The sequence below is a fragment of the Pseudomonas sp. lyk4-TYG-107 genome, assembly GCF_030209055.1.
In the GTDB taxonomy this organism is placed as follows: Bacteria; Pseudomonadota; Gammaproteobacteria; order Pseudomonadales; family Pseudomonadaceae; genus Aquipseudomonas; species Aquipseudomonas putida_A.
The window spans coordinates 94810-115186 of the sequence record NZ_JARVST010000006.1 but is presented as its reverse complement, the minus strand read 5'-3'; the positions used below and the strand labels follow the sequence as shown (position 1 = coordinate 115186).

The 20377-nt window shown below is 59.7% G+C and carries 22 protein-coding genes; 9 read left to right on the top strand and 13 right to left on the bottom strand.

The genetic code is table 11. The features are described 5' to 3' along the window. Positions 1–58 precede the first annotated feature (58 nt). Genes QRN61_RS06310 through QRN61_RS06280 form a run of 7 tightly spaced genes read left to right on the top strand, consistent with a single transcriptional unit; the run spans position 59 to position 4796 of the window. Entirely contained in the window at positions 59–514 is a 456-nt protein-coding gene (locus QRN61_RS06310; RefSeq protein ID WP_183783528.1) for a hypothetical protein, read from the top strand. 4 nt (positions 515–518) lie between these two features. Continuing rightward, the gene (locus tag QRN61_RS06305) at positions 519–890 is read left to right on the top strand and encodes a hypothetical protein (protein ID WP_052032672.1); all 372 of its coding nucleotides are present in this window, start codon (positions 519–521) and stop codon (positions 888–890) included. A 19-nt stretch (positions 891–909) separates the two neighbouring features. Continuing rightward, the gene (locus QRN61_RS06300; protein WP_047596813.1) at positions 910–1458 is read left to right on the top strand and encodes a hypothetical protein; all 549 of its coding nucleotides are present in this window, start codon (positions 910–912) and stop codon (positions 1456–1458) included. Next, complete coding sequence (locus QRN61_RS06295; RefSeq protein ID WP_285373426.1) at positions 1445–2293, top strand: tetratricopeptide repeat protein; 849 nt, start codon at positions 1445–1447, stop codon at positions 2291–2293. The genes QRN61_RS06300 and QRN61_RS06295 overlap by 14 nt, the downstream gene beginning before the upstream one ends. Positions 2294–2295: 2 nt before the next feature. Then, the gene (locus QRN61_RS06290) at positions 2296–3054 is read left to right on the top strand and encodes a lysozyme inhibitor LprI family protein (RefSeq protein ID WP_285373425.1); all 759 of its coding nucleotides are present in this window, start codon (positions 2296–2298) and stop codon (positions 3052–3054) included. A 60-nt stretch (positions 3055–3114) separates the two neighbouring features. Next, complete coding sequence (locus QRN61_RS06285) at positions 3115–4200, top strand: tetratricopeptide repeat protein (RefSeq protein ID WP_103369792.1); 1086 nt, start codon at positions 3115–3117, stop codon at positions 4198–4200. Then, a complete protein-coding gene (locus QRN61_RS06280; RefSeq protein ID WP_103369793.1) occupies positions 4197–4796 on the top strand; it encodes a lysozyme inhibitor LprI family protein in 600 nt (199 codons plus the stop codon). The genes QRN61_RS06285 and QRN61_RS06280 overlap by 4 nt, the downstream gene beginning before the upstream one ends. A 500-nt stretch (positions 4797–5296) precedes the next feature. Here the strand turns inward: QRN61_RS06280 and QRN61_RS06275 are convergent, their stop codons facing one another. Continuing rightward, complete coding sequence (locus QRN61_RS06275; protein ID WP_027610398.1) at positions 5297–5668, bottom strand: DUF6124 family protein; 372 nt, start codon at positions 5666–5668, stop codon at positions 5297–5299. A 518-nt stretch (positions 5669–6186) separates the two neighbouring features. Between QRN61_RS06275 and QRN61_RS06270 the strand changes: the two genes are divergently transcribed. Further along, on the top strand, positions 6187–6570 hold the full coding sequence (locus tag QRN61_RS06270) for a helicase (RefSeq protein WP_003229522.1): 384 nt from the start codon (positions 6187–6189) through the stop codon (positions 6568–6570). A 256-nt stretch (positions 6571–6826) separates the two neighbouring features. On the opposite strand, the gene QRN61_RS06265 is transcribed toward QRN61_RS06270, so the two are convergent. From QRN61_RS06265 to exbB, 6 genes are all read right to left on the bottom strand, one after another. Then, positions 6827–8227, bottom strand: coding sequence for an aminoacyl-tRNA deacylase and HDOD domain-containing protein (locus tag QRN61_RS06265; protein WP_095137709.1), 1401 nt, complete (start codon positions 8225–8227; stop codon positions 6827–6829). 79 nt (positions 8228–8306) lie between these two features. Next, on the bottom strand, positions 8307–10382 hold the full coding sequence (gene recG, locus QRN61_RS06260; protein WP_027610400.1) for an ATP-dependent DNA helicase RecG: 2076 nt from the start codon (positions 10380–10382) through the stop codon (positions 8307–8309). Between the two features lie 9 nt (positions 10383–10391). Further along, on the bottom strand, positions 10392–11321 hold the full coding sequence (locus QRN61_RS06255) for a hydrogen peroxide-inducible genes activator (RefSeq protein ID WP_007962352.1): 930 nt from the start codon (positions 11319–11321) through the stop codon (positions 10392–10394). A gap of 275 nt (positions 11322–11596) precedes the next feature. Next, complete coding sequence (locus QRN61_RS06250) at positions 11597–12346, bottom strand: energy transducer TonB family protein (RefSeq protein ID WP_095137707.1); 750 nt, start codon at positions 12344–12346, stop codon at positions 11597–11599. Further along, positions 12343–12771, bottom strand: coding sequence for a TonB system transport protein ExbD (gene exbD, locus QRN61_RS06245; RefSeq protein WP_047297280.1), 429 nt, complete (start codon positions 12769–12771; stop codon positions 12343–12345). The genes QRN61_RS06250 and exbD overlap by 4 nt, the downstream gene beginning before the upstream one ends. 6 nt (positions 12772–12777) lie before the next feature. Continuing rightward, entirely contained in the window at positions 12778–13734 is a 957-nt protein-coding gene (gene exbB / locus QRN61_RS06240) for a tonB-system energizer ExbB (protein ID WP_166495212.1), read from the bottom strand. A gap of 188 nt (positions 13735–13922) precedes the next feature. Here exbB and QRN61_RS06235 point away from each other — a divergent pair, with 188 nt between their 5' ends. Beyond that, the gene (locus QRN61_RS06235; protein ID WP_096795393.1) at positions 13923–14780 is read left to right on the top strand and encodes an SDR family oxidoreductase; all 858 of its coding nucleotides are present in this window, start codon (positions 13923–13925) and stop codon (positions 14778–14780) included. A gap of 136 nt (positions 14781–14916) precedes the next feature. Here the strand turns inward: QRN61_RS06235 and QRN61_RS06230 are convergent, their stop codons facing one another. The 6 genes from QRN61_RS06230 to QRN61_RS06205 all read right to left on the bottom strand — a co-directional run bounded on the left by QRN61_RS06230 (position 14917) and on the right by QRN61_RS06205 (position 20224). Then, a complete protein-coding gene (locus QRN61_RS06230; RefSeq protein ID WP_007962358.1) occupies positions 14917–15657 on the bottom strand; it encodes a putative periplasmic lipoprotein in 741 nt (246 codons plus the stop codon). Between the two features lie 73 nt (positions 15658–15730). After that, positions 15731–16111 (bottom strand): deaminase RidA, encoded by a 381-nt coding sequence (ridA, locus tag QRN61_RS06225; protein WP_003229509.1) that lies wholly within the window; start codon positions 16109–16111, stop codon positions 15731–15733. Between the two features lie 24 nt (positions 16112–16135). Beyond that, the gene (spoT, locus tag QRN61_RS06220) at positions 16136–18241 is read right to left on the bottom strand and encodes a bifunctional GTP diphosphokinase/guanosine-3',5'-bis pyrophosphate 3'-pyrophosphohydrolase (RefSeq protein WP_064389568.1); all 2106 of its coding nucleotides are present in this window, start codon (positions 18239–18241) and stop codon (positions 16136–16138) included. 57 nt (positions 18242–18298) lie between these two features. Then, on the bottom strand, positions 18299–18562 hold the full coding sequence (gene rpoZ, locus QRN61_RS06215) for a DNA-directed RNA polymerase subunit omega (protein ID WP_003229503.1): 264 nt from the start codon (positions 18560–18562) through the stop codon (positions 18299–18301). Positions 18563–18729: 167 nt separating this feature from the next. Next, positions 18730–19350 (bottom strand): guanylate kinase, encoded by a 621-nt coding sequence (gmk, locus tag QRN61_RS06210; protein ID WP_003229498.1) that lies wholly within the window; start codon positions 19348–19350, stop codon positions 18730–18732. A 10-nt stretch (positions 19351–19360) separates the two neighbouring features. After that, positions 19361–20224 (bottom strand): YicC/YloC family endoribonuclease, encoded by an 864-nt coding sequence (locus tag QRN61_RS06205; RefSeq protein ID WP_047596795.1) that lies wholly within the window; start codon positions 20222–20224, stop codon positions 19361–19363. Between the last annotated feature and the right edge of the window lie 153 nt (positions 20225–20377).

Below are 20377 nucleotides of genomic sequence, written 5' to 3'. Positions count from 1 at the left end.
TTACTACGTGAAAGGATTTTCGATTGTTCTCGGCAGCTTGATATTGGCTGCCGCGTCCATGGCATTCGCTGCCGACCCAACCTTCAAGGATTACACCGTCACGCCAGTGTTCACCGGCCCCAACCATAAGTTGGTGCTGCAAGAAAACAGCAGCTCAATGATGGATCAGGCACGGGTGCAAGCCTTGCAAGGCAAGGTCAACTTCGCCGGCCATTACATCCTGCACAGACTAGGTTGTGGCGGCAGCGCCATTTGCGGCGAAGTGCTGGATGCCCAGACCGGTGAGGTTGTTGGCGGTCTGCCGAATGCTTACGACGGCAGCACCTTCGGCATGGTTTACCAGCCCGATAGTCGTTTGATCATCGTCTCCGGCATCACGCTCGACGGTGAAGAGGACGCCCAAGGGAATGCGTTGGAAAGCGGCAACCGGGATCGTTACTACGAGTTTGTGAATAACGAATTCCGGCTGCTGAGCATGACAGACGTGGAATCGTCGCCGATGGATGAGGAGTGAGTCGATGAATCGGTTTTTCATTCGGCCTGTGCTGATTGCGCTTTCGCTTTTATCTCATTCACTGCCCGCGACTGCCAGCGAAGGGAGTTGCTACGGCTACCTTACTGAGCTTGTCAGGAGCAGCGATTTTCCGTTTCGTTATGTCGGCAAGGACAAGGTCAATTTGCTGATCGATGAGGATGACGGTGAAGTAGTGCGCGCTCAGCTGTTTTTCGACACCGACGGCACCGGCACGATTGGCTGGATCAAATACACCCCGGCTACCCGTGTATTGCTCAATAGCTCGGCGGAGTTGGAGGAGCCAGTGGCATTGTCATTCGATGCCAAGTTTGCGGACGGCTATGCGAAGTGCTTGGCGGAACAACAGGCTGGTTAACGGCGAAAAGGATTTCTTAATGAATCAGTTTTTGTTTTTCGGGGGGCTGGCATGGTTGTTCTCTTCCCCAGCCTTCGCCGCGCCGACGGATGCTTACACCCAACGCGATGTCATGCAGTGCGGCGGTGTTGAAGTGGTGTTGGTGTCGTCTTGCCGATCGGTGACGGTGGATGATGCGGAAACCCACGTTATCCCGGTTTGCTCCGACCAGACCATCAACATCGGTAGCAAGGTGCTTCGACGCGATATCAGCAAAGTTTCACAACTCACTTCCGACGGTGCGAAGACGAAGATGTTGAGCAATGTCGTTGTGGCGATGGATTGCGTGGAAGGCACCCAGGGCAGCCTTGTTTCGATAGGCGGATATGGCGGTTGTGGTGCCTGCGCGGAGTGGCATGGGTATTACTCGACAGCAGGGCTATTGGAGCAATACAGCTTCGATAATAACCAACGCTCTTTTGGCTCGAAGGGATCTCGGGAAGAGCTGATCAAGGCCTATGGCGTTACGAAGAGACAGCTAATGTCAGAAAGCCCGGCGGTGAAGAGGATCGTCTATGGCCAGCCTTAAGTGGGTGTTGATGATCAACTGCCTTCTTGCCGCCACAAGTGCCCTTGCCGAGGACCCGCCCATAGTCGGTATCGACGGACACACGGTTACGTTTCGAGCGACAAAGTGGACTATGCCCGGCGTTGAGCCGGGGACCGCATGGTTCACCGCCAACGGCAAAACCTTCCCGCTTTTCGGCGCCGACATTGGCGCCGATGGGCATTCCAATATGCTCAGTCCTGACAAGAAAACTCTGCTGCTCGATCCAGTGATCTTCGGGATGTTGTCGCTCGAGAATGGTGAAGAAAAACTGGAGTCGCAACAGCATTGCGTTGTGATCTCCATGGAGACCGGTTGCGTGCTGGCTGATCGTTGGTCCACTTTTTGTGTCGGTCAGTGGAAGGGCAATCAGTGGATTTCCGCAGACGGTGATGTGCTCACTCCTGCCCTGGAGACGAAGTCCCCAAAGGACTTGCTGAAATATGTTTCAAGTATGAGGCCGGCGCAATCCCGCGCAGAATCCATCGAATGGGGCCTGAACTTTTTAAGCCCCGAGTCCTACATGGCGTGCCATCCCCCGGCGCAAAATGTTCAGGCGTACAACGACCTGGGTTTTTATCTAGCCGAGGGCGGTAGAGATGAGCTGGCGCTGAAGTTTTATCGCGGCGTTGAGGCCGTTGGTAAACGCACGGTACTGATGTTGAACATCGCCGATTCACTCTGGCGTCTCGATCGCAAAGACGAAGCGCAGCGCTATTACAGCCAGTACCGCGACGCGATGAGCGCCGACGGCAAGACGCAGAAAATACCTCAACGTGTCGTTGAGCGATCCGCAATTCAGGGAATGAAAAATTGAACATGTTTGTGCGTTTTATCGCGTTTTCCTTTGGATGCCTATTTGCCTCTTTTGCGATGGCCGAGGACGACTGCAAAGAAATCACCGTTAGCGCCCAGGTCGATCGGTGTGTGGAGGCAGCCCGCAAGGAAGCCGACACGCAACTCAATGCCAGCTACAAGAAACTGCTGGGACGGTTTGAGGCTCAACAGCGGCGCGACCCTGAGCAGGGTAAGGCGCTGGTCGCCATGGCCAGAGAATCCCAGCGCGCCTGGATCAAGCTACGCGACACCACATGCCCGCTTGAAGCCACGGAAATCGAGCCTGGGGTGGCAGCGCATGTCACGACTATCAACAACTGCGTGGCCAGAATGAGTCTGGAACGTGCGGCTTACCTGGACACAATCGTCGCTGATGAGCCGGGTAATGTGGTCGATCTCAACAAAGTGTCCAGAACCGACGCCCATCGATTTGGGGATGTCGTCGCGCGCTATGTCAGCACCTTTGGCAGCCCTTGCCTGACAGTCCAGATATTGGCGCCCAATGGCGGTTGGAGAGTGCTGTCCTCCAAGCGGTTCTGCAGTCTCGAAGGCAAGGCATTTTGGACGGACTATGCCGATGCCGGGTTTGAGGATCATGCGTTTGCCGAGGATGGGTTGCACGTGACGCTCAGTTTGACGGAGCTTCGTGGACTTGGAGAGAGGCGCCTTGCCTGTGTGATTCCGATTCAGAATGAGCAAATCAAAGAACTGAAATGCGGTTCGTTTGAGCCCGGTGCTTAAACGGGCAAGATCTATTGGGCGTATTTGGACATCATTTGATTGAATCAAGGATTGAAGAAAGTGAAACGCGTATTGCAGAGCGTTCTCTGCGCTCTAACTTGTTGTGTCGCTGTACCGGGTTCTCCCGCGCTTGCTGCGCCCCAAGTTCTCAAGGAAATCCCGGCAAACTTATTAGGCGATGAATCTCGGCAAAACGTCTTTGTGCTGGCGGGCGAAGCGGACGAGGTCTCCAACCGGTTGTTGATTGCGCCGGTACAGGCACGTGATGAGAACATCTTGCTCGATACGTCGAAGGCGCTGCCTCTGATCAAGAGTCAGTACTCGTCTGCGCTTCAGGGTGTCTTCAGCGTCCATGTACTCAAAGGTCGCCCTGGCGTCATGACTGTCATTGATCCGCAGGCTGAGGAAGCTGTCGTCAAGCAGCCGTTCGTTGAGGCTGGGGATTACATAGCGCTGGTAACCAGTGAGGAAGACAACGCGGTTTATAACTTCAACCTGTTGTTCGCCTTCAATAGAAGCTCGAAGCAGTTTGAGCTGAAAGCTCTGCTAGAAGTGGCGAATAACGACTCATGTGATCGATCGCTCGTCAGCGTAGTGGAGTTGCCGGTGCAGACATTGGGCCCAATCACTCTCGCTTCTTTCGATGGGCGTGAAGTGCTGCAGAAGTTGCAGGTTGCTCGTGTTGGTCGTATTGAGGGTGTTAAGAAATTGATGACCGTCGATTCGGCTGATCTTCTGGATATGGCGCTGGCAGCCTATAGAAAGGGTGATGAGTTTTCCCTCAAGGATACGATGAGCTACGTGTTGATGGGCGGTGGCTCGCATGACACTTGTCCCCCCGATAGCTATATCGTCGCAAAGTACTACTACCCGCAGCGTCCCGGCTGGTCCAACGACTTAGGTTTTTTACTCGGCGAAGCGGGTTACTACGCAGAGTCCATTGAGCTGTTGAATGCGGTGATTGCACACAACCCAGCGCGGACGGTGGCTTACCTGAATCTCGCAGATAGCTATTGGGCTATGAACGATAAAGAGCGAGCGGTATCGGCGTACAAGCAATATGCGTCGCGTATGTCGGACGCGGGAAAGGCTTTGAAAATTCCTGCTCGGGTAGCTGAGCGCAGTGGCGGAGTATCCGGGTCATGATCAAACTCAAGGCGCTCTGTAGGCCGGTCGCGGGTGTTTTTTTTGCTGCTTTGCTGATTCCTGCGCATGCCCAGGAAGTCTGTAATCCCGACAGTTTTTCCAATCCCGATTTGATCATTTGTGGTCAGCAGACTTTCGAGAAAGTCGATGCAGTGTTGAATGAGCAATATAAGAAAGTTTTGGTCAGTTTGGCGCCTGCTGACAAGAATCAGCTGACCGATGTGCAGAAGAAATGGGTGCGTTTCAAAGAGTCGTTTTGCGAGGATACCTATCAGTCGGCTTTGCCCGGTGCAGAGGCACCCATCGAAAGGCTCGCGTGTCTCGTGCAAACAACCAATGCCCGGTTGGGAGAGTTGATTGCTCTGCAGACGGGCTTACCGCTAGATGGCTTTTACAAGGCGGCATCTGCGATTGCGGGGAAGGATCATGAGAGAGACTTAGCGGCCGCCATTGAGCGACTGGGAGGGGATGAGTTCGATGATCCGCTTTGGAAGCAATATGCGGATGGGCACTGCGAAATGAGCGAGCGTTTGTTCCGTGAGGATTTCGCGAATTGCAGCGTGCGGATGCGCTTTCAGTTACCTCTGAACCGTTGAAGGAATGATCGGTTTGAAATCAATCCGGATGTTATCTGTTGCGTTGTCATTCCTCTTTCCTCTTGTGGCTCACAGCGAGGTCAAAACGGAGATCTATTGCTTCCGTTCACAAGAGGGTAAGAGCAGCAATTTTGAATTGCGGACGTATCACGACTCGAGCGCCAAATGGCAAGTTGCGAGCGTTAGGTACAGTAAGTCGAAAGAGGCGCTTACTCTCGTCTATGGAGGCTCGGAAGAAGAGTTTCCGAACCCTAATCGGCCCCCCGAAATCACGACGAAGTGGGAGGAGGTGTCGGGAGGCCTTGTGACTGGTGATTATGTAATGGCGAGCCAGGATCCCTTCGTTTACGGAATCGTTTACACAAACCGTAAGTCCGGAAAGAAGTACATATTCGAACACGATAGCAACATGAATGCTTTGCCTGAAACAGGCTGTCAGTGGTGACTCACGTACTTGAGAAAGGGGACTTAAAGTCCCCTTTTTTCATCCGCAAATCCCGCTACGACTTGGCCGCCAGGTTCCGCACTTCAATATGGTCGAGCGTCCCTTCCACCATCAATCGCACCCCGTCCGCCATTCTGCTCAGGGCCAGTGCTACTGAGCGGCGGGAGCCGTGGAGGTCGTCGGCGAGGTCGCAGGCGATGGCGCTGATGGACAGGAGGTCTTCGGAGGCGTTGGCCATCAGGGCTTCGGCGTCGGTGCCGGGGGTGAGGCTGAAGAGGCCAGTTTCGCGTTTGGGTTGGGATTCGGTGCGCGGTTTGAAGTGGTGGTCGAGGGCGCGTTCGGCGGCTTCGTGGAATTTCTTGGATTCCAGCGATTCGTAGGGCGATATGTCTGGGGTTTCGGGGGGATTGGGTGTTGGTTTGATCATTCGGTCTTACTCCAGTTTCAGGAGCCGACACCGTTTCGCTCGCACTTCGAAAGTGGTGGCAGCTGTGCATAGGTGTGCAAGACCGGTGGAGTCACCCGGCAGACCCGAAGGCCTCCCATACACAGCAGCCATAACGATCCGCGAGCATAGGAAAACGCTCGGCAAATTGCCATAACCAATGTGGACTCTCACCGGACTTGCACGTCCGTATCACCAATTCGTGGTGACCTATTGAGGCTATCGATGAACCATCATCCTGCCTAGTTCACGCACAACACCACGCCTTGCAGGAAATTTCCCATAGGTTTGCAGGCTGGAAGGTCAAAAGATCGCAGCCTTCGGCAGCTCCTACAGGGATGTGTTTCAACAGGTGTAGGACGGTGGGTGCAGAAGTGTGACTTGGCGGTCATCGTGCGGGAAATGGGCTGCATCATCTTCCAATAGCGGCCGATAGTGGCGTTATCGTCTGAATCCCTTACACTGCCCCGGCCGTTCATTTTCCTTTTGAGGCTGTGCGCATGAAATTTCGTTTTCTTCTGTGGATGATGGGTTTGTTGATGGGGAAGGCCAGCCGGACAAATCCTGCGTTCCAGCAGCAGTTGGGTGACAAGGATCTGGTGTTTCAGCTGCAGACGCTGGACGGGAAAGTGGCGCGGCATTTCGTGGTGAAGAATCAGCGCGTTACCAGCAAGTCTGGGGTGGTGGCGGAGCCGGCGTTTGCGATTGCGTTCAAGGATGCGGGTTATGCCTTTGCCACGATGCAGGCGAAGAACAAGCAGCTGGCGTTTATGCAGGGGATTCAGGACAAGTCGATTCAGCTAAAGGGGAATCCGGCGCTGGTGATGTGGTTTCAGGGGTTGATGAAGTATTTGAAGCCGAGGAAGGCCAAGCCTAAGGCTTGAGCCGAGTCTTGATGAGAAGAGCTTTTGTGGCGAGGGAGCTTGCTCCCGCTGGGCTGCGGAGCGGCCCTGAACCCTGAGGCCTTGTTGTGTCAGGCATATCTTGTTGGCTGGTTTTGCGACTGCTGCGCAGTCGAGCGGGAGCAAGCTCCCTCGCCACAGGTGCTCAGTACATCCAGGAAACCGAGGTGGATTCTTCGCGAGCAGGCTCGCTCCCACAGGGGTTGTGTAAACCTTGGGGGAGCGGGCCTGTTTTGGTTCAGGCCTGGCTGAACTGCGAGGCCAGTTCGCGCAGCAGGACTTCGGCTTCGAGGACTTTACTGACCACGTCATTTGCCTTGTCGCGGGTCAGGCCGACGCGTTCGAGCAGGGCGTCGGGGATGTCTTCGTCGGGGCCGGAGCCGATGCCGCGGCTGCGCAGCAGGCGCACGGCCAGGCAGACGAGGTTCGGGTATTCGGCGTAGGCGCCGTCGTAGCTTGGGTCGTGCTGGAAGCGCAGGGCGGTGGCCAGTTCATCGGGCATGTCCCAGTAGCGCATCAGCCACGAGCCGATCTGTTCGCGGCTGATGCCCAACAGGTGCTGCTCGATGTAGCTGTGGCACAGGTGCGGGTTGACCTCCAGGTGGCGGCAGATCAGCGAGAAGTGCGGCGGGAACACGTGGGCCAGCAGCAGGTAACCGAAGTTGTGCAGCAGACCGGCGAGGTAGGTCAGGCCGGCTTCCGGGCGCTGGGCGCGCGGCATGGCGCGGGTCAGGCCTTCGATGACGGCGGCGGTGTAGATCGACTGCTGCCAGTACGGCGTGGTGTGTTGCGGGTGGTCTTTCGGCAGGCTCAGGGTCTTGCCGAGGGCCAGACCCAGCGCCAGGTTGATCACCAGATCGAAGCCCAGTACGCGAACGATCGCGTCTTCCACCGAGCGGATCTTGCCCGGCGAAGCGTAGTACGGCGACGCCGCCCAGCTCACCACTTGTGCAGCCAGCGCCGGGTCGGTTTCGACCACGCCGGTGATGTCGTCGATGGTGGCGTTGGGGTCGACGCGCAGCTTGATGATTTTTTGCGCGGTCTCAGCCAGCGGCGGAATTTCGATGGTCGCTTCCAGACGCTGCTGGATCCGGCGTGCTGTGAATGCCTGCACGGCCTGGGTGATTTCCTCGCGGTCATCGTCCGGGCGATCAAGGTTCGGGCGGATGCTGCTCAGGGCTTCGCCGAAGTTGGCGGCGCTGGCCTTGGTCAGCATGCTCTTGAAGGCTTCGCTGGTGATTTCCAGCAGCAGGCCCGGCTCGCCGGAGTTGATCAGCAGCTTCGGTTCGCGCAGCAGGCTCTCTTCGTAGAGACACGGCGAACTGGTCAGCGCCGGCAGGCCCGGCAGCAGGCTCAGGCTGTGTTTGCCGAGCATCTTTTCCAGGCGCTCGGTGGACACGGCGGTCAGGCGTCGGCCAGTGAGTTCGGCGAGGCGGTTGAGGTCGAGCAACTGGCTCTGCGGAAACAGCACCATCAGCGCGCCGACGGCATCGTCCAGCAACACGGCTTGTACCTTGCGCGAAGCGTTGAGGCCGTGGTGGTCGAGCACTTCTTCGTAGGCGATCCCCAGCTTGCCGAGCAGCAGCCGAATTACAGACGGCGCGTGCGGGAGTTCGGGGGCGAGAGCTGCGTCAGTCATGGTCTGTATCCGTTTTTGAAACAATGGCAGGAGTATAACCAGCTCTGTAGGAACGATCCTGCACAAACTGCGACGGTGCTCACACTTGGCCGTATTGCTGCCCGTGGCGCAACCAACGGTCGAGCAATGGGCTGACGTGAGTCGGCCAGCGTTCCAGCAGCGCTTGCGCAGCATCGCGCACGGCGGGTAGCAGATCGGCGTCGCGCATCAGGTCGGCGACCTTGAATTGCAGCAGACCGGTCTGACGGGTGCCGAGCATTTCGCCGGGGCCGCGCAGTTCGAGGTCTTTTTCGGCGATGACGAAACCGTCGTTGGTCTCGCGCATGATGCCCAGGCGCTGGCGGCCTATCTGCGACAGCGGCGGATGGTAGAGCAGCACGCAATGGCTGACCGCGCTGCCCCGGCCGACGCGACCGCGCAACTGGTGCAACTGCGCGAGGCCGAGGCGCTCGGGGTTTTCGATGATCATCAGGCTGGCGTTGGGCACGTCCACACCGACTTCGATCACGGTGGTGGCGACCAGCAGTTGCAGGTTGCCGGCCTTGAATTCGGCCATGACCGCGGCTTTTTCGGCGGGCTTCATGCGCCCGTGGATCAGCCCGACTTTCAGCTCGCCGAGGGCGGCGGTGAGGTCTTCGAACGTGGTTTCGGCGGCCTGACAGGTCAGCTCTTCCGACTCTTCGATCAGGGTGCACACCCAATAGGCCTGACGCCCTTCGGCGCAGGCGCTGCGCACCCGTTCGATGACTTCGACGCGACGGGTGTCGGTGACCAGTACGGTGTTGACCGGGGTGCGACCGGGCGGCAGTTCGTCGAGGATCGAGGTGTCGAGGTCGGCGTAGGCGCTCATCGCCAGCGTGCGGGGGATCGGCGTGGCGGTCATGATCAGTTGGTGCGGACACATGCGCCCGCCGACGCCTTTCTGCCGCAGCGCCAGACGCTGCTGCACGCCAAAGCGGTGTTGTTCGTCGATGATCACCAGCGCCAGGTTCTTGAACTGCACTTCATCCTGGAACAGCGCGTGGGTGCCGACCACCATCGGCGTGCCGCTGGCGATCTGTTCCAGTGCGGCGACGCGGTTCTTGCCCTTGAGCTTGCCTGCCAGCCATGCGACGTCGATGCCCAGCGGTTCGAGCCAGCGCTTGAAGGTGATGAAGTGTTGCTCGGCAAGGATCTCGGTCGGCGCCATCAGCGCGACCTGATAACCGGCCTCCAGCGCTTGCAGTGCCGCGAGGGCGGCGACCACGGTTTTGCCCGCGCCAACATCGCCCTGAATCAGCCGCAGCATCGGTTCGTGCTGGCTGAGGTCGTAGGCGATTTCGTTGCCCACGCGTTGTTGCGCGCCGGTCGGGTTGAAGCCGAGGTTGGCCAGGTATTTCGGTGGCAGTTTTTTCGCCTTCGGCATCGCCGGCGCGCGCAGCGAACGCATGCTTTCGCGCAGACGCTGTTGCGACAGTTGATGGGTCAGCAGCTCCTCGAAGGCCAGCCGATGCTGGGCCCAGTGATGACCGAGGGCCAGCTCATCGACATCGGCATCGGCGGGCGGGTTGTGCAGGTAGCGGATCGCGTCGGCCAGCGGCGCCAGTTGGTAGTCGCGGGCCAGTTCGGTCGGCAGCCAGTCGGGCAGGGTGTTTGGCTTGAGCAGCGTCAGGGTCTGCATGCACAACTGGCGCAGGCGCTGTTGGGTCAGGCCTTCGGTGAGCGGGTAAACCGGGGTCAGGGTTTCGTCCACCGGCGGCGGTTCGTCACCGGTGATGGCGCGGTATTCCGGGTGATAGATTTCCAGCCCCGAAGCGCCGGGCCGGACTTCGCCGTAGCAGCGAATCCGCGTGCCGCGCTTGAGGCCTTCTTTCTGTGCATTGCTGAAATGGTAGAAGCGCAGGCTCAGGCCGCCGGTGCCGTCCTGCATGCGCACGACGAGGCTGCGGCGCCGGCCCATGACCACGTCGGCACCGCTGACGGTGCCTTCGACCACCGCGTCCTGGCCCGGTCGCAAGTGGCCGATCGGCACCACGCGGGTGCGATCCTGATAACGCAGCGGCAGGTGAAACAGCACGTCCTGGAGATTCTCCAGGCCGACCTTGGCCAGTTTCTCGGCCATGGCTTCGCCGACACCCTTGAGTGCCGTCACCGACACTTGCGACAGCTCAGTCATGACTCTGGCTTAACCGGCCGTGACCGGCGCGGCGGGTTTGGCCACCGAGCACAGGCGAACGGAGTCGGCGAGGATTTCGATGGCTTTCGGCCGCGGGAAGCTCGCGCGCCAGGCAATCGCCACGGTGCGGAATGGCACCGGCGCCGACAGCGGGCGTACTTCGATCACGCCCGGGGCGTAGTGATGGCTGTCGACAGCCGACAACGGCAGGATCGAGATCCCCAGGCCGGAGGCGACCATGTGGCGGATGGTCTCCAGCGAGCTGGATTCCACTGTGGTGTGTTTGGCGCCGTCGTTGCCCTTGGTCAGGGTCGGGCAGGCCTCAAGCACCTGGTCGCGGAAGCAGTGGCCTTCGCCGAGCAGGAGCAGGCTCTTGTCGTTGAGCAGGCCCGGGTCGATGGATTCTTTTTGCGTCCACGGGTGCTGGGCTGGCATCAAGACGTAGAACGGCTCGTCGTACAGCGGCAGGGTCAGCACGTCGGCTTCGTTGAACGGCAGGGCGATGATGATCGCGTCGAGCTCGCCGTTGCGCAGCTTGTCGCGCAGCACGTGGGTGAAATTTTCTTCGATGTACAACGGCATCTGCGGGGCGACCCGGTGCAGTTGTGGAATCAGGTGCGGGAACAGGTACGGCCCGACGGTGTAGATCGCGCCGACTTTCAGCGGAGCGGTCAGCTGGTTCTTGCCGGCCTGGGCCAGCTCACGGATGCCTTGCGCCTGCTCCAGGACTTTCTGCGCCTGGGCGACGATACCTTCGCCGACCGGGGTCAGGCGCACGGCGCTTTTGCTGCGCTCGAAAATCAGCACACCGAGTTCGTCTTCAAGTTTTTTCACGCCCACCGACAGGGTCGGCTGGCTGACGTGGCAACGCTCGGCGGCGTGGCCGAAGTGCTGCTCTTGGGCGAGGGTAACGATGTAGCGTAATTCTGTGAGGGTCATAGCAAGCGTCCATGAAGTTGCGGGCCAAGCATAACGGCTGCAATCGATAGACGCACGTTATCAGACTGAGTGAGGAATGCGACACCGGGCAATGTGAGTTTGCCGTTGCCAGATAGGCAAAAGGCACCTTTCGGTGCCTTTTGGGTCGGGTTCTTCTGGCTGACACAGAAACTTGTGGGAGCTGGCTTGCCAGCGATAGCGGAGGGTCAGTTCATAATCCTTGTCTGACACACTGCAATCGCTGGCAAGCCAGCTCCCACAGGTTTTGCATCGCGTTAGCGGCGTTTATCCAGCGAGTACACAAACGGCGCGACAATTTCGATCGAGCCATTGTTCAGCATGTCGGCCGGTGGCTTGGGCAGCGGTTGTGCGCGGCGGATCATTTCCAGGGTGGCCCGATCCAGATCGGCGTTGCCCGAGCGGCCCACCAGTTCGAACGACAACACATTGCCTTCAGCGTCGACGACGAAACGCAGACGGTTCAAGCCTTCCTTGCCGCGAGCCTGCGCACTGGCCGGATACTTCTTGTACTTGCCCAAGTGCGCGAGCAGGGTGTTTTGCCAGCTGGCCTTGGCGGCCATTTGTGCGGGCGACGGTCCCGGTGCCGGCTGGGCGGATTTCTCCGTCGGTGCCTGGGTCGGCTGCGTCTCCGCCGGTTTTTCCTCGGAAGGTTTTTCCTTCACCGGTTCCGGTTTTTTCTCGACCGGTTTGGGCGGCTGCGGTTTCGGTTTTGGCTTGGGTTTGGGCTTCGGTACGGCAATCTCGGCCTTGGGTGCTTCAGCCAGTTTCGGAATCGGCAACTCTTCAACCGGAGCCGGTGGCTGCGGCGGTGTGACGACTTTCGGCGGAGCAGGCGGTGGCGGGGTCGGAACCGGTGCCAGCTCGACCATCATTGCCTGCGGCGGCAGTTCGATGGGCGGGCGGGCGGTCCAGTTCAGCGCCAGCGCGATGGCCAGCGCGTGAACGCCCAGCACCACGGCCAGGCTACCGCTGTAACGCGTCAGCTTATGGCGCGTCGTGATCATTTCTTGGCTGCGCTCTCAAGGCCCACCAGACCGACCTTCAGGTAACCGGCCGAGCGCAGTTTATCCATCACGCTCATCAGGTCGCCGTAGTCCACGCCTTTGTCGGCCTGGAAGAAGATGGTGGTGTCTTTCTTGCCCTGGGTCTTGGCGTCGAGCACGGCGCCAAGGGTTTCGGCTTTCACTTCATCGTCGCCGATGTACAGGCGCTGATCAGCTTTAACGCTGAGGAACACCGGTTTCTCCGGGCGCGGCGCCGGTTTGGCGGTCGAGGCCGGCAGGTCGACTTTGATGTCCACCGTAGCCAGCGGCGCGGCCACCATGAAGATGATCAACAGCACCAGCATCACGTCGATGAACGGCGTGACGTTGATTTCGTGGTTCTCGGCCAGATCGTCGTCTGCGCCTTCTTTCAAATGCAGGCCCATGGCCGATTACCCCACTTTCACCATGTGTGGTTGCGAGCTGCTGCGCTCAGGCTGGTGATCGAGGTCACGGCTGACCAGCAACAGGACCTGCGCCGAAGCGTCGGACACCTGCGCCTTGTAGCCGGCGATGGAGCGGGCGAACACGTTGTAGATCACCACCGCAGGAATCGCAGCAACCAGACCCAGCGCGGTAGCCAGCAGCGCTTCGGCGATGCCCGGCGCCACGACGGCGAGGTTGGTGGTCTGGGTCTTGGCGATGCCGATGAAGCTGTTCATGATGCCCCACACGGTACCGAACAGGCCGACGAACGGCGCGGTGGAGCCGATAGTGGCGAGGACGCCGGTGCCGCTGCTCATGTTACGGCCACAGGCTGCGACCAGACGCTCAAGACGGAAGCTGACGCGCTCCTTGATGCCTTCTTTCTCGCGGCTGTTGACCGACAGGCGCATCTCTTCGAGGGCGTCGTGCACCAGCAGGTTGGCGAGGGTGCCTTCCTTTGCCGCAGTGGCGCTGGCTTCCTTGAGGGTCGCGGCTTTTTTCAGGGCAGCGATTTCACCGCGCAGACGACGCTTGGCGCCCATCAGCTCGAAGCCTTTGGCGATCCAGATGGTCCAGGTGATGATGGAAGCGATGGCCAGACCGATCATCACGATTTTCACGATGATGTCGGCGTTCTGGTACATGCCCCATGGCGACAGGTCGTGGGCCATGCCCAAGCTGTTGTCAGGTTCGAGCACTTCAGGCGCGTCGGCCGGACTGGCATCTACCGCCTGCACCGGATCGGTGGTGGCTGGCGCGGCGGCGGCAGGTGCGTGTTGTTCGGTGGCAGCCGGGGCGGCTGGCGCCTGGGCATCGGCGAAGGCGGCGGTCGGCGCCAGCATCAGGCTGAGCAGCAGGGCCGCCACCGCGCTGAAGGCGCGAGGTCGTTTGGTTGGCGAAGCGGGGTTTTGATTACGTGTCATGCTGGCCGGACCTGAAGTAGAAAACGGTTGATGCTCTTCCAGGCCTCGTGAGGCCGAGAACAAAAGTGGGGTGCATTATTGCAAGTAATTCTTGTTAACAAAAGTAATAGAGTTTCTTTTTTTCCTTCATTGCTAGCCGTTCGTCCTTTGCGAGGGCTAATCTGTTCCTTTCGTTTGGGAGTTTTTTGATGTCCGCGCCTTCTGTTTTGATTGCCGGTTGCGGTGACGTCGGCAGTCGTCTGGCTACGCAATTGTTGGCCGCCGGCTGGGAGGTGCATGGTCTGCGCCGTGATGTTTCGCGTTTGCCGGATGGCGTCATCGGCGTGGCGGGTGACCTGTTCAAGGAAGACTGCCCGGAAAACTGGCCATTCGGGGCGGTGGATTATCTGGTGTATTGCGCGGCCGCCACTGATCACGATGAAGCAGGTTATCGTGCGGCTTACGTGCAGGGTTTGCAGAATGTACTGAGTTGGCTGGACGACTACGGGCAGACGCCTGATCGGCTGCTGTTCGTTTCCAGCAGCAGTGTGTACGGGCAGCAGGAAGGGGAGTGGGTCGACGAGCATTCAGCGACCGTCGCCAGCGGCTATTCCGGGCGAGTGATGCTTGAGGCTGAGCAAGTGGCGCTGAAAAGCGGTATCCCGGCGAGCATCGTGCGCCTGACCGGCATTTACGGCCCGGGACGTGAATGGCTGCTGACTCAGGTGCGTCGTGGTTATCGGGTGGCGGTCGAGCCACCGCTGTACGGCAATCGCATTCACGCTGATGACGCAGCAGGGCTGATGGCGTTTCTGCTGCAGGCAGCTCATCAGGGCACGCCGTTGCAGGATGTTTATATCGGAGTGGACGATGCGCCGGCACCGCTGGCCGAAGTGGTCGCCTGGTTGCGCGAGTATCTGGGTGTCACCGATTGGGCGGAAGACGCCAGCGTACGCCGCACCGGCAGCAAGCGCTGCAGCAATGCCCGGGCGAAGGCACTGGGCTGGACGCCGACGTATCCGAGTTACCGTGAAGGCTATGCGGCGATTCTTGAAGGTAAATGCTGACTTCCAGACACCACAAACCACTGTGGGAGCGGGCTTGCTCGCGAAGAGGGTGTGTCAGGCAACATGATGTCGACTGACACACCCTCTTCGCGAGCAAGCCCGCTCCCACAGGGTTATGCGTTGCTCTCAGGCGCGGTTACTGCTTCTCAAGCAACCACTTGCGCTCACCCGGGGTGAACTGCGGCATTTCATCCGCCAGTGCGCTGTTCACCGCCTGGAAAATCTCCAGCGCCTTGCCTTTGCGGGCAAAGATCCAGTTGTTGCCCTGGCCGTTGAGTTGCAGCCACATGCTGTCGTGGTCGCTGTTCATTGAGGCGCAGTCGCCTGCCAGGCACAGGGCATAGCGGTCGGCGCCGGGCAGGCCGGAGACCTGGCCATCGGCCTGGAACTGCACGGTGTTGCCTTCGCCGTCGCCGCTGGCAATCTTCCAGCTGCCGCCCAGATAGGCCGAATACAGTGCGCGTTCGAAGCTGGCGCCGATTGGCGCGCCTTCCGGTACGGGGATTTGCGCACGGTCGAACAACTGATCCGGCTCGTTCTCGGTGGCGGCTTGTTTCATCCGGCCGCCGTCGCGTTTCAGCTCGCTGCCGGAGCTGCCATAGAAGTCGACTTTCCAGGCGCCGGACTGTTCCCCCTGCAGCCGTCCTTCAACGTTCTCGAAACCGTTGGTGTAGCGGGCCTGACCGGCCTTGGTGTTGACGTCCCACTCCAGGTTCGGGCCATAGGCCTGAAGCGCTTCGCGCAGGGGGCCGCCCTTGGCAGCAGCGTCGATCGCCACCTGGTTGATCCAGGTGCCGCTGATGTCACGGTCGGCGGGGTCGCTGGCACAGCCGCCGAGGAAAATGGCGAGCAGCGAGAGAGCAAGCGCTTTGCGCATGGTGGAATCCTTTCAAAACCTTTTCTTTACCGCAGAGCAGTCAGCGCAGCGTTTGAAGGCTGCGCCGTGCGCATTACTCGATGACCAGGATGGCATCCATTTCGACCTGCGAACCCTTCGGCAGGGCAGCAACGCCGATGGCGGCGCGGGCCGGGTACGGCTGATCGAAGTACTTGCCCATGATCTCGTTGACCTTGGCGAAGTGGCTCAGGTCGGTGAGGAAGATGTTCAGCTTGACGATGTCCTTGAACGAACCGCCAGCGGCTTCAGCCACGGCTTTGAGGTTCTCGAACACCTGGACGGTCTGGGCTTCGAAGCCTTCAACCAGTTCCATGGTCTTTGGGTCCAGAGGAATCTGGCCCGACATGTAGACAGTGTTGCCGGCCTTGATCGCCTGGGAGTAGGTACCGATGGCGGCTGGGGCCTTGTCGCTGGTGATTACGGTCTTGGTCATGTATGACTCCTTGTTAGGTGTGAATTAGGCACGCATGCGGGTGATGCGGATGACCCCGGTCAGGGCGCGCAGTTTCTTGATCACGCGGGCCAGGTGCACACGGTCGTGGACGCTGACCACCAGTTGGACGACGCTGATGCGGCCATCGCGCTCGTCCATGCTGATTTTCTCGATATTGCCGTCGGCCGCGTTGACGCTGCTGGCCAGCAGGGCGATCAGGCCGCGCTGGTGTTCCAGCTCGACGCGCAGCTCGACGTTGAATTCGCCGGTGACATCCTTGGCCCACGAAAGCTGGATGCATTTTTCCGGGTTGTGCCTGATTTCGCTGATGTTGCGGCAGTTGTCCAGGTGCACGACCATGCCTTTGCCCGCCGACAGGTGCCCGACAATCGGGTCGCCCGGGATCGGCGTGCAGCATTTGGCGTAACTGAGCACCAGACCTTCGGTACCGCGAATCGCCAGCGGGCCTTCCGGGCTAGGAAGCTGCTCGCCTTCGCCAAGCAGGCGGCGCGCCACGACATAGGCCATGCGGTTGCCCAGACCAATGTCTTCGAGCAAATCTTCAATCAGTTCGAGGCGGTATTCGGTGAGCATCGCCTTGACGCGCTCGGTCGGAATTTTCTCTAGCGAGCTGTCGAAACCGTTGAGCACCTTGTTCAGCAGGCGTTCGCCGAGGCTGATGGACTCGGAGCGACGTTGCAGTTTCAGTGCATGGCGGATGTGCGTACGTGCCTTGCCGGTGACCACGAAGTTGAGCCACGCCGGATTCGGCCGCGCGCCTGGCGCGCTGACGATCTCGACCGTGGAGCCGCTTTGCAGCGGTTCGGACAGCGGTGCGAGACGGCGGTTGATCCGGCAGGCGATGCAGCTGTTGCCGACGTCGGTGTGCACCGCATAGGCAAAGTCGACCGCCGTGGAGCCCTTGGGCAGCTCCATGATCCGGCCTTTGGGCGTGAACACGTAGACCTCGTCCGGGAACAGGTCGATCTTCACGCTCTCGATGAATTCCAGCGAGTTGCCGGCACGTTGCTGCATTTCCAGCACACCTTTGACCCACTGACGGGCGCGGGCGTGAGTGCCTTTCGGCTGCTCGTCACCGCTGGACTTGTACAGCCAATGGGCGGCAATGCCGTTGTTGGCCATCTCTTCCATTTCGCGGGTGCGGATCTGGATCTCGATCGGTACGCCGTGCATGCCAAACAGCGTGGTGTGCAGCGACTGATAGCCGTTGGCCTTGGGAATCGCGATGTAATCCTTGAAGCGCCCCGGCAACGGTTTGTACAAATTATGCACAGCACCCAGCACGCGGTAGCAGGTATCGACCTTGTCGACGATGATCCGGAACGCATAGACGTCCATGATCTCGTTGAAGGCCCGACGCTTGCCGCGCATTTTCTTGTAGATGCCGTAGAGGTGTTTCTGGCGACCGCTGACTTCGCCCTGGATGCCGTCGATCGCGAGGCAGTGGCCGAGGGACTCTTCGATCTTGTTGACGATTTCCTTGCGGTTGCCCCGGGCGCGCTTGACCGCCTGGTAGATCCGCGCCGAACGCATCGGGTGCATCGCCTTGAAGCCGAGGTCTTCGAATTCGATACGAATGGCGTGCATGCCCAGCCGGTTGGCGATGGGCGCATAGATTTCGAGGGTTTCCTTGGCGATCCGGCGGCGTTTTTCCCCGGACAGCACTTCCAGCGTGCGCATGTTGTGCAGGCGGTCGGCAAGTTTGACCAGGATCACGCGAATGTCGCGGGCCATGGCCATGGCCATTTTCTGGAAGTTTTCGGCCTGGGCTTCGGCCTTGGTCTCGAAGTTCATCTGGGTCAGTTTGCTGACCCCGTCGACCAGTTCGGCCACGGTTTCACCGAACTGCGCTTGCAGCGCTTCTTTGGCGATACCGGTGTCTTCGATCACGTCATGCAGCATCGCGGCCATCAGGCTCTGATGGTCCATGTGCATGTCGGCAAGAATATTCGCCACCGCAAGAGGATGCGTGACGTACGCCTCGCCACTGCGACGGCGCTGACCGTCATGGGCTTGTTCGGCGTAGAAATACGCTCGGCGGACCAGGTTGACCTGGTCGTTGCCGAGGTAGGTCGATAAGCGATCGGCGAGGGCGTCTATGCTCGGCATGATGACTCCTGCCGTAGGCTGTGTTCCCGCGCCGTGCTACGTCGACCAGGCATAGGCTTAGACGGCCTCGTTGGACTCGTCCTCGAACGCAGCGAAGACCGGGTCTTCGTGGACGATTTCCTGCTCGGCGATGAACTCGTAGCTCATCAGGCCTTCTGCGATTTCACGCAGGGCGACAACGGTCGGCTTGTCGTTTTCCCACTGGACCAGTGGCTCTTTGCCGCCGGTGGCCAGTTGACGGGCACGCTTGGTAGAGAGCATGACCAGCTCAAAGCGGTTTTCCACGTGTTCTAGGCAGTCTTCAACGGTTACGCGGGCCATGGTATTCCTCGGAGCGAATGCAATATGCGCGCTGCCCGGTTGGGCGAGCGGACTGAGCAGTTTAAAAAATCACCAGCGATTAGGGAAGCGCTGATTTTTTGACCAGACCCTTCAACGCGCTGCAAGCACCAATGTAAAGCGCTTGCAGCGGTTTTGGGAAGTGCTGATTAACCGAGCAGTTCGGCCAGTAATTTGCCGAAACGTACCTGCTGGCGTTTCTGTTGCAGCTGATTGGCGCGGAAAATCGCCTTCAGATCGTCCAGTGCATGGGCGAAATCGTCGTTGATTATCAGATAGTCGTACTCGACATAGTGGCTCATCTCGCTGACGGCTTCGCGCATCCGGCCATCAATGATCTCGTCACTGTCCTGGCCACGGTTGGTCAGGCGCTGGTGCAAGGCCTGCAGCGACGGCGGCAGGATGAAGATCGAGCGTGCCTGCGGCATCAGCTTGCGCACTTGTTCGGCGCCTTGCCAGTCGATTTCCAGAATCAGATCGTGACCTTCGTCCAGCGTTTGCTGCAGACGGCTTTGCGAGGTGCCATAGAAGTTGCCGAAGACTTCGGCGCGTTCGAGGAAATCGCCGTGCTCGCCCATCTTCACGAACTCTTCGCGAGTCACGAAGTGATAGTTCACGCCGTCCACTTCACCCGGACGCATGGCGCGGGTGGTGTGGGAGATCGAGACGCGGATCTCCGGATTGGCATCGGTCAAAGCCTTGACCAGGCTGCTCTTGCCTGCGCCCGATGGCGCGGAAATGATGTACAGGGTGCCGGTGCTGTGGGTCATGTCTGTTGCCTTACTCAATATTCTGCACTTGTTCGCGCATCTGCTCGATCAACACCTTGAGGTTGACGGCGGCCTGGGTGCTGCGCGGATCGAAGGCCTTGGAGCCCAGTGTGTTGGCTTCGCGGTTGAGCTCCTGCATCAGGAAGTCCAGGCGCCGACCGGCGGCACCGCCGGACTTGAGCACCCGGCGCACTTCAATGATGTGGGTGCTCAGGCGATCCAGTTCTTCGGCCACATCGCTCTTTTGCGCGAGCATGACCATTTCCTGTTCCAGGCGCTGCGGATCCAGTTCGGCCTTCATGTCGGTGAAGCGGTCGAGGACTTTCTGACGCTGGGTCGCGAGCATCTGCGGCACCAGTTCACGCAAGGTCACGACGTCCTCTTCAATGGAAGTCAGGCGCTCGTTGATCAGGCGTGCCAACTCCGCGCCTTCGCGCTCGCGGCCGGCCTTGAGTTCCTTGAGACCTTGATTGAACAGCGCCAGCGCATCGGCGTTCAGCGCTTGTGGATCAGTGGCGTCGGCCACCAGCACGCCGGGCCAGGCCAGCACTTCCAGCGGGTTGAGTGCTGCCGGGTTCTTGATCAGGCCGGCAACGGTTTCGGCGGCGGCGACCAGTTGCGCGGCGCGCTCGCGGTCGACCTGCAACGGCTTGCCGGTGCTTTCTTCAGTGAAACGCAGGGTGCATTCCAGTTTGCCCCGCGACAGGCCCTGACGTAGGGCTTCACGCACGGCGCCCTCGAGGTCGCGGAACGACTCCGGCAGGCGCAGGTGCGGTTCCAGATAGCGGCTGTTGACCGAGCGCAGTTCCCAGCTCAGGGTGCCCTGGACGCCGGCTTTCTCGACGCGGGCGAAGGCGGTCATGCTGTGCACCATGGCGGTGACCTCGCAATGCAGATCGGCGCAGAAGGGATGTTCCGCAGGCTCGATATCAATGAATTTAAGCCGACTGGCAGCAAAGGCGCAGGATTGTAGCGCAGTGCGGCGGATGCGCCCAAACACACGGTGTGACAAAGGGCTGCAGGCCGT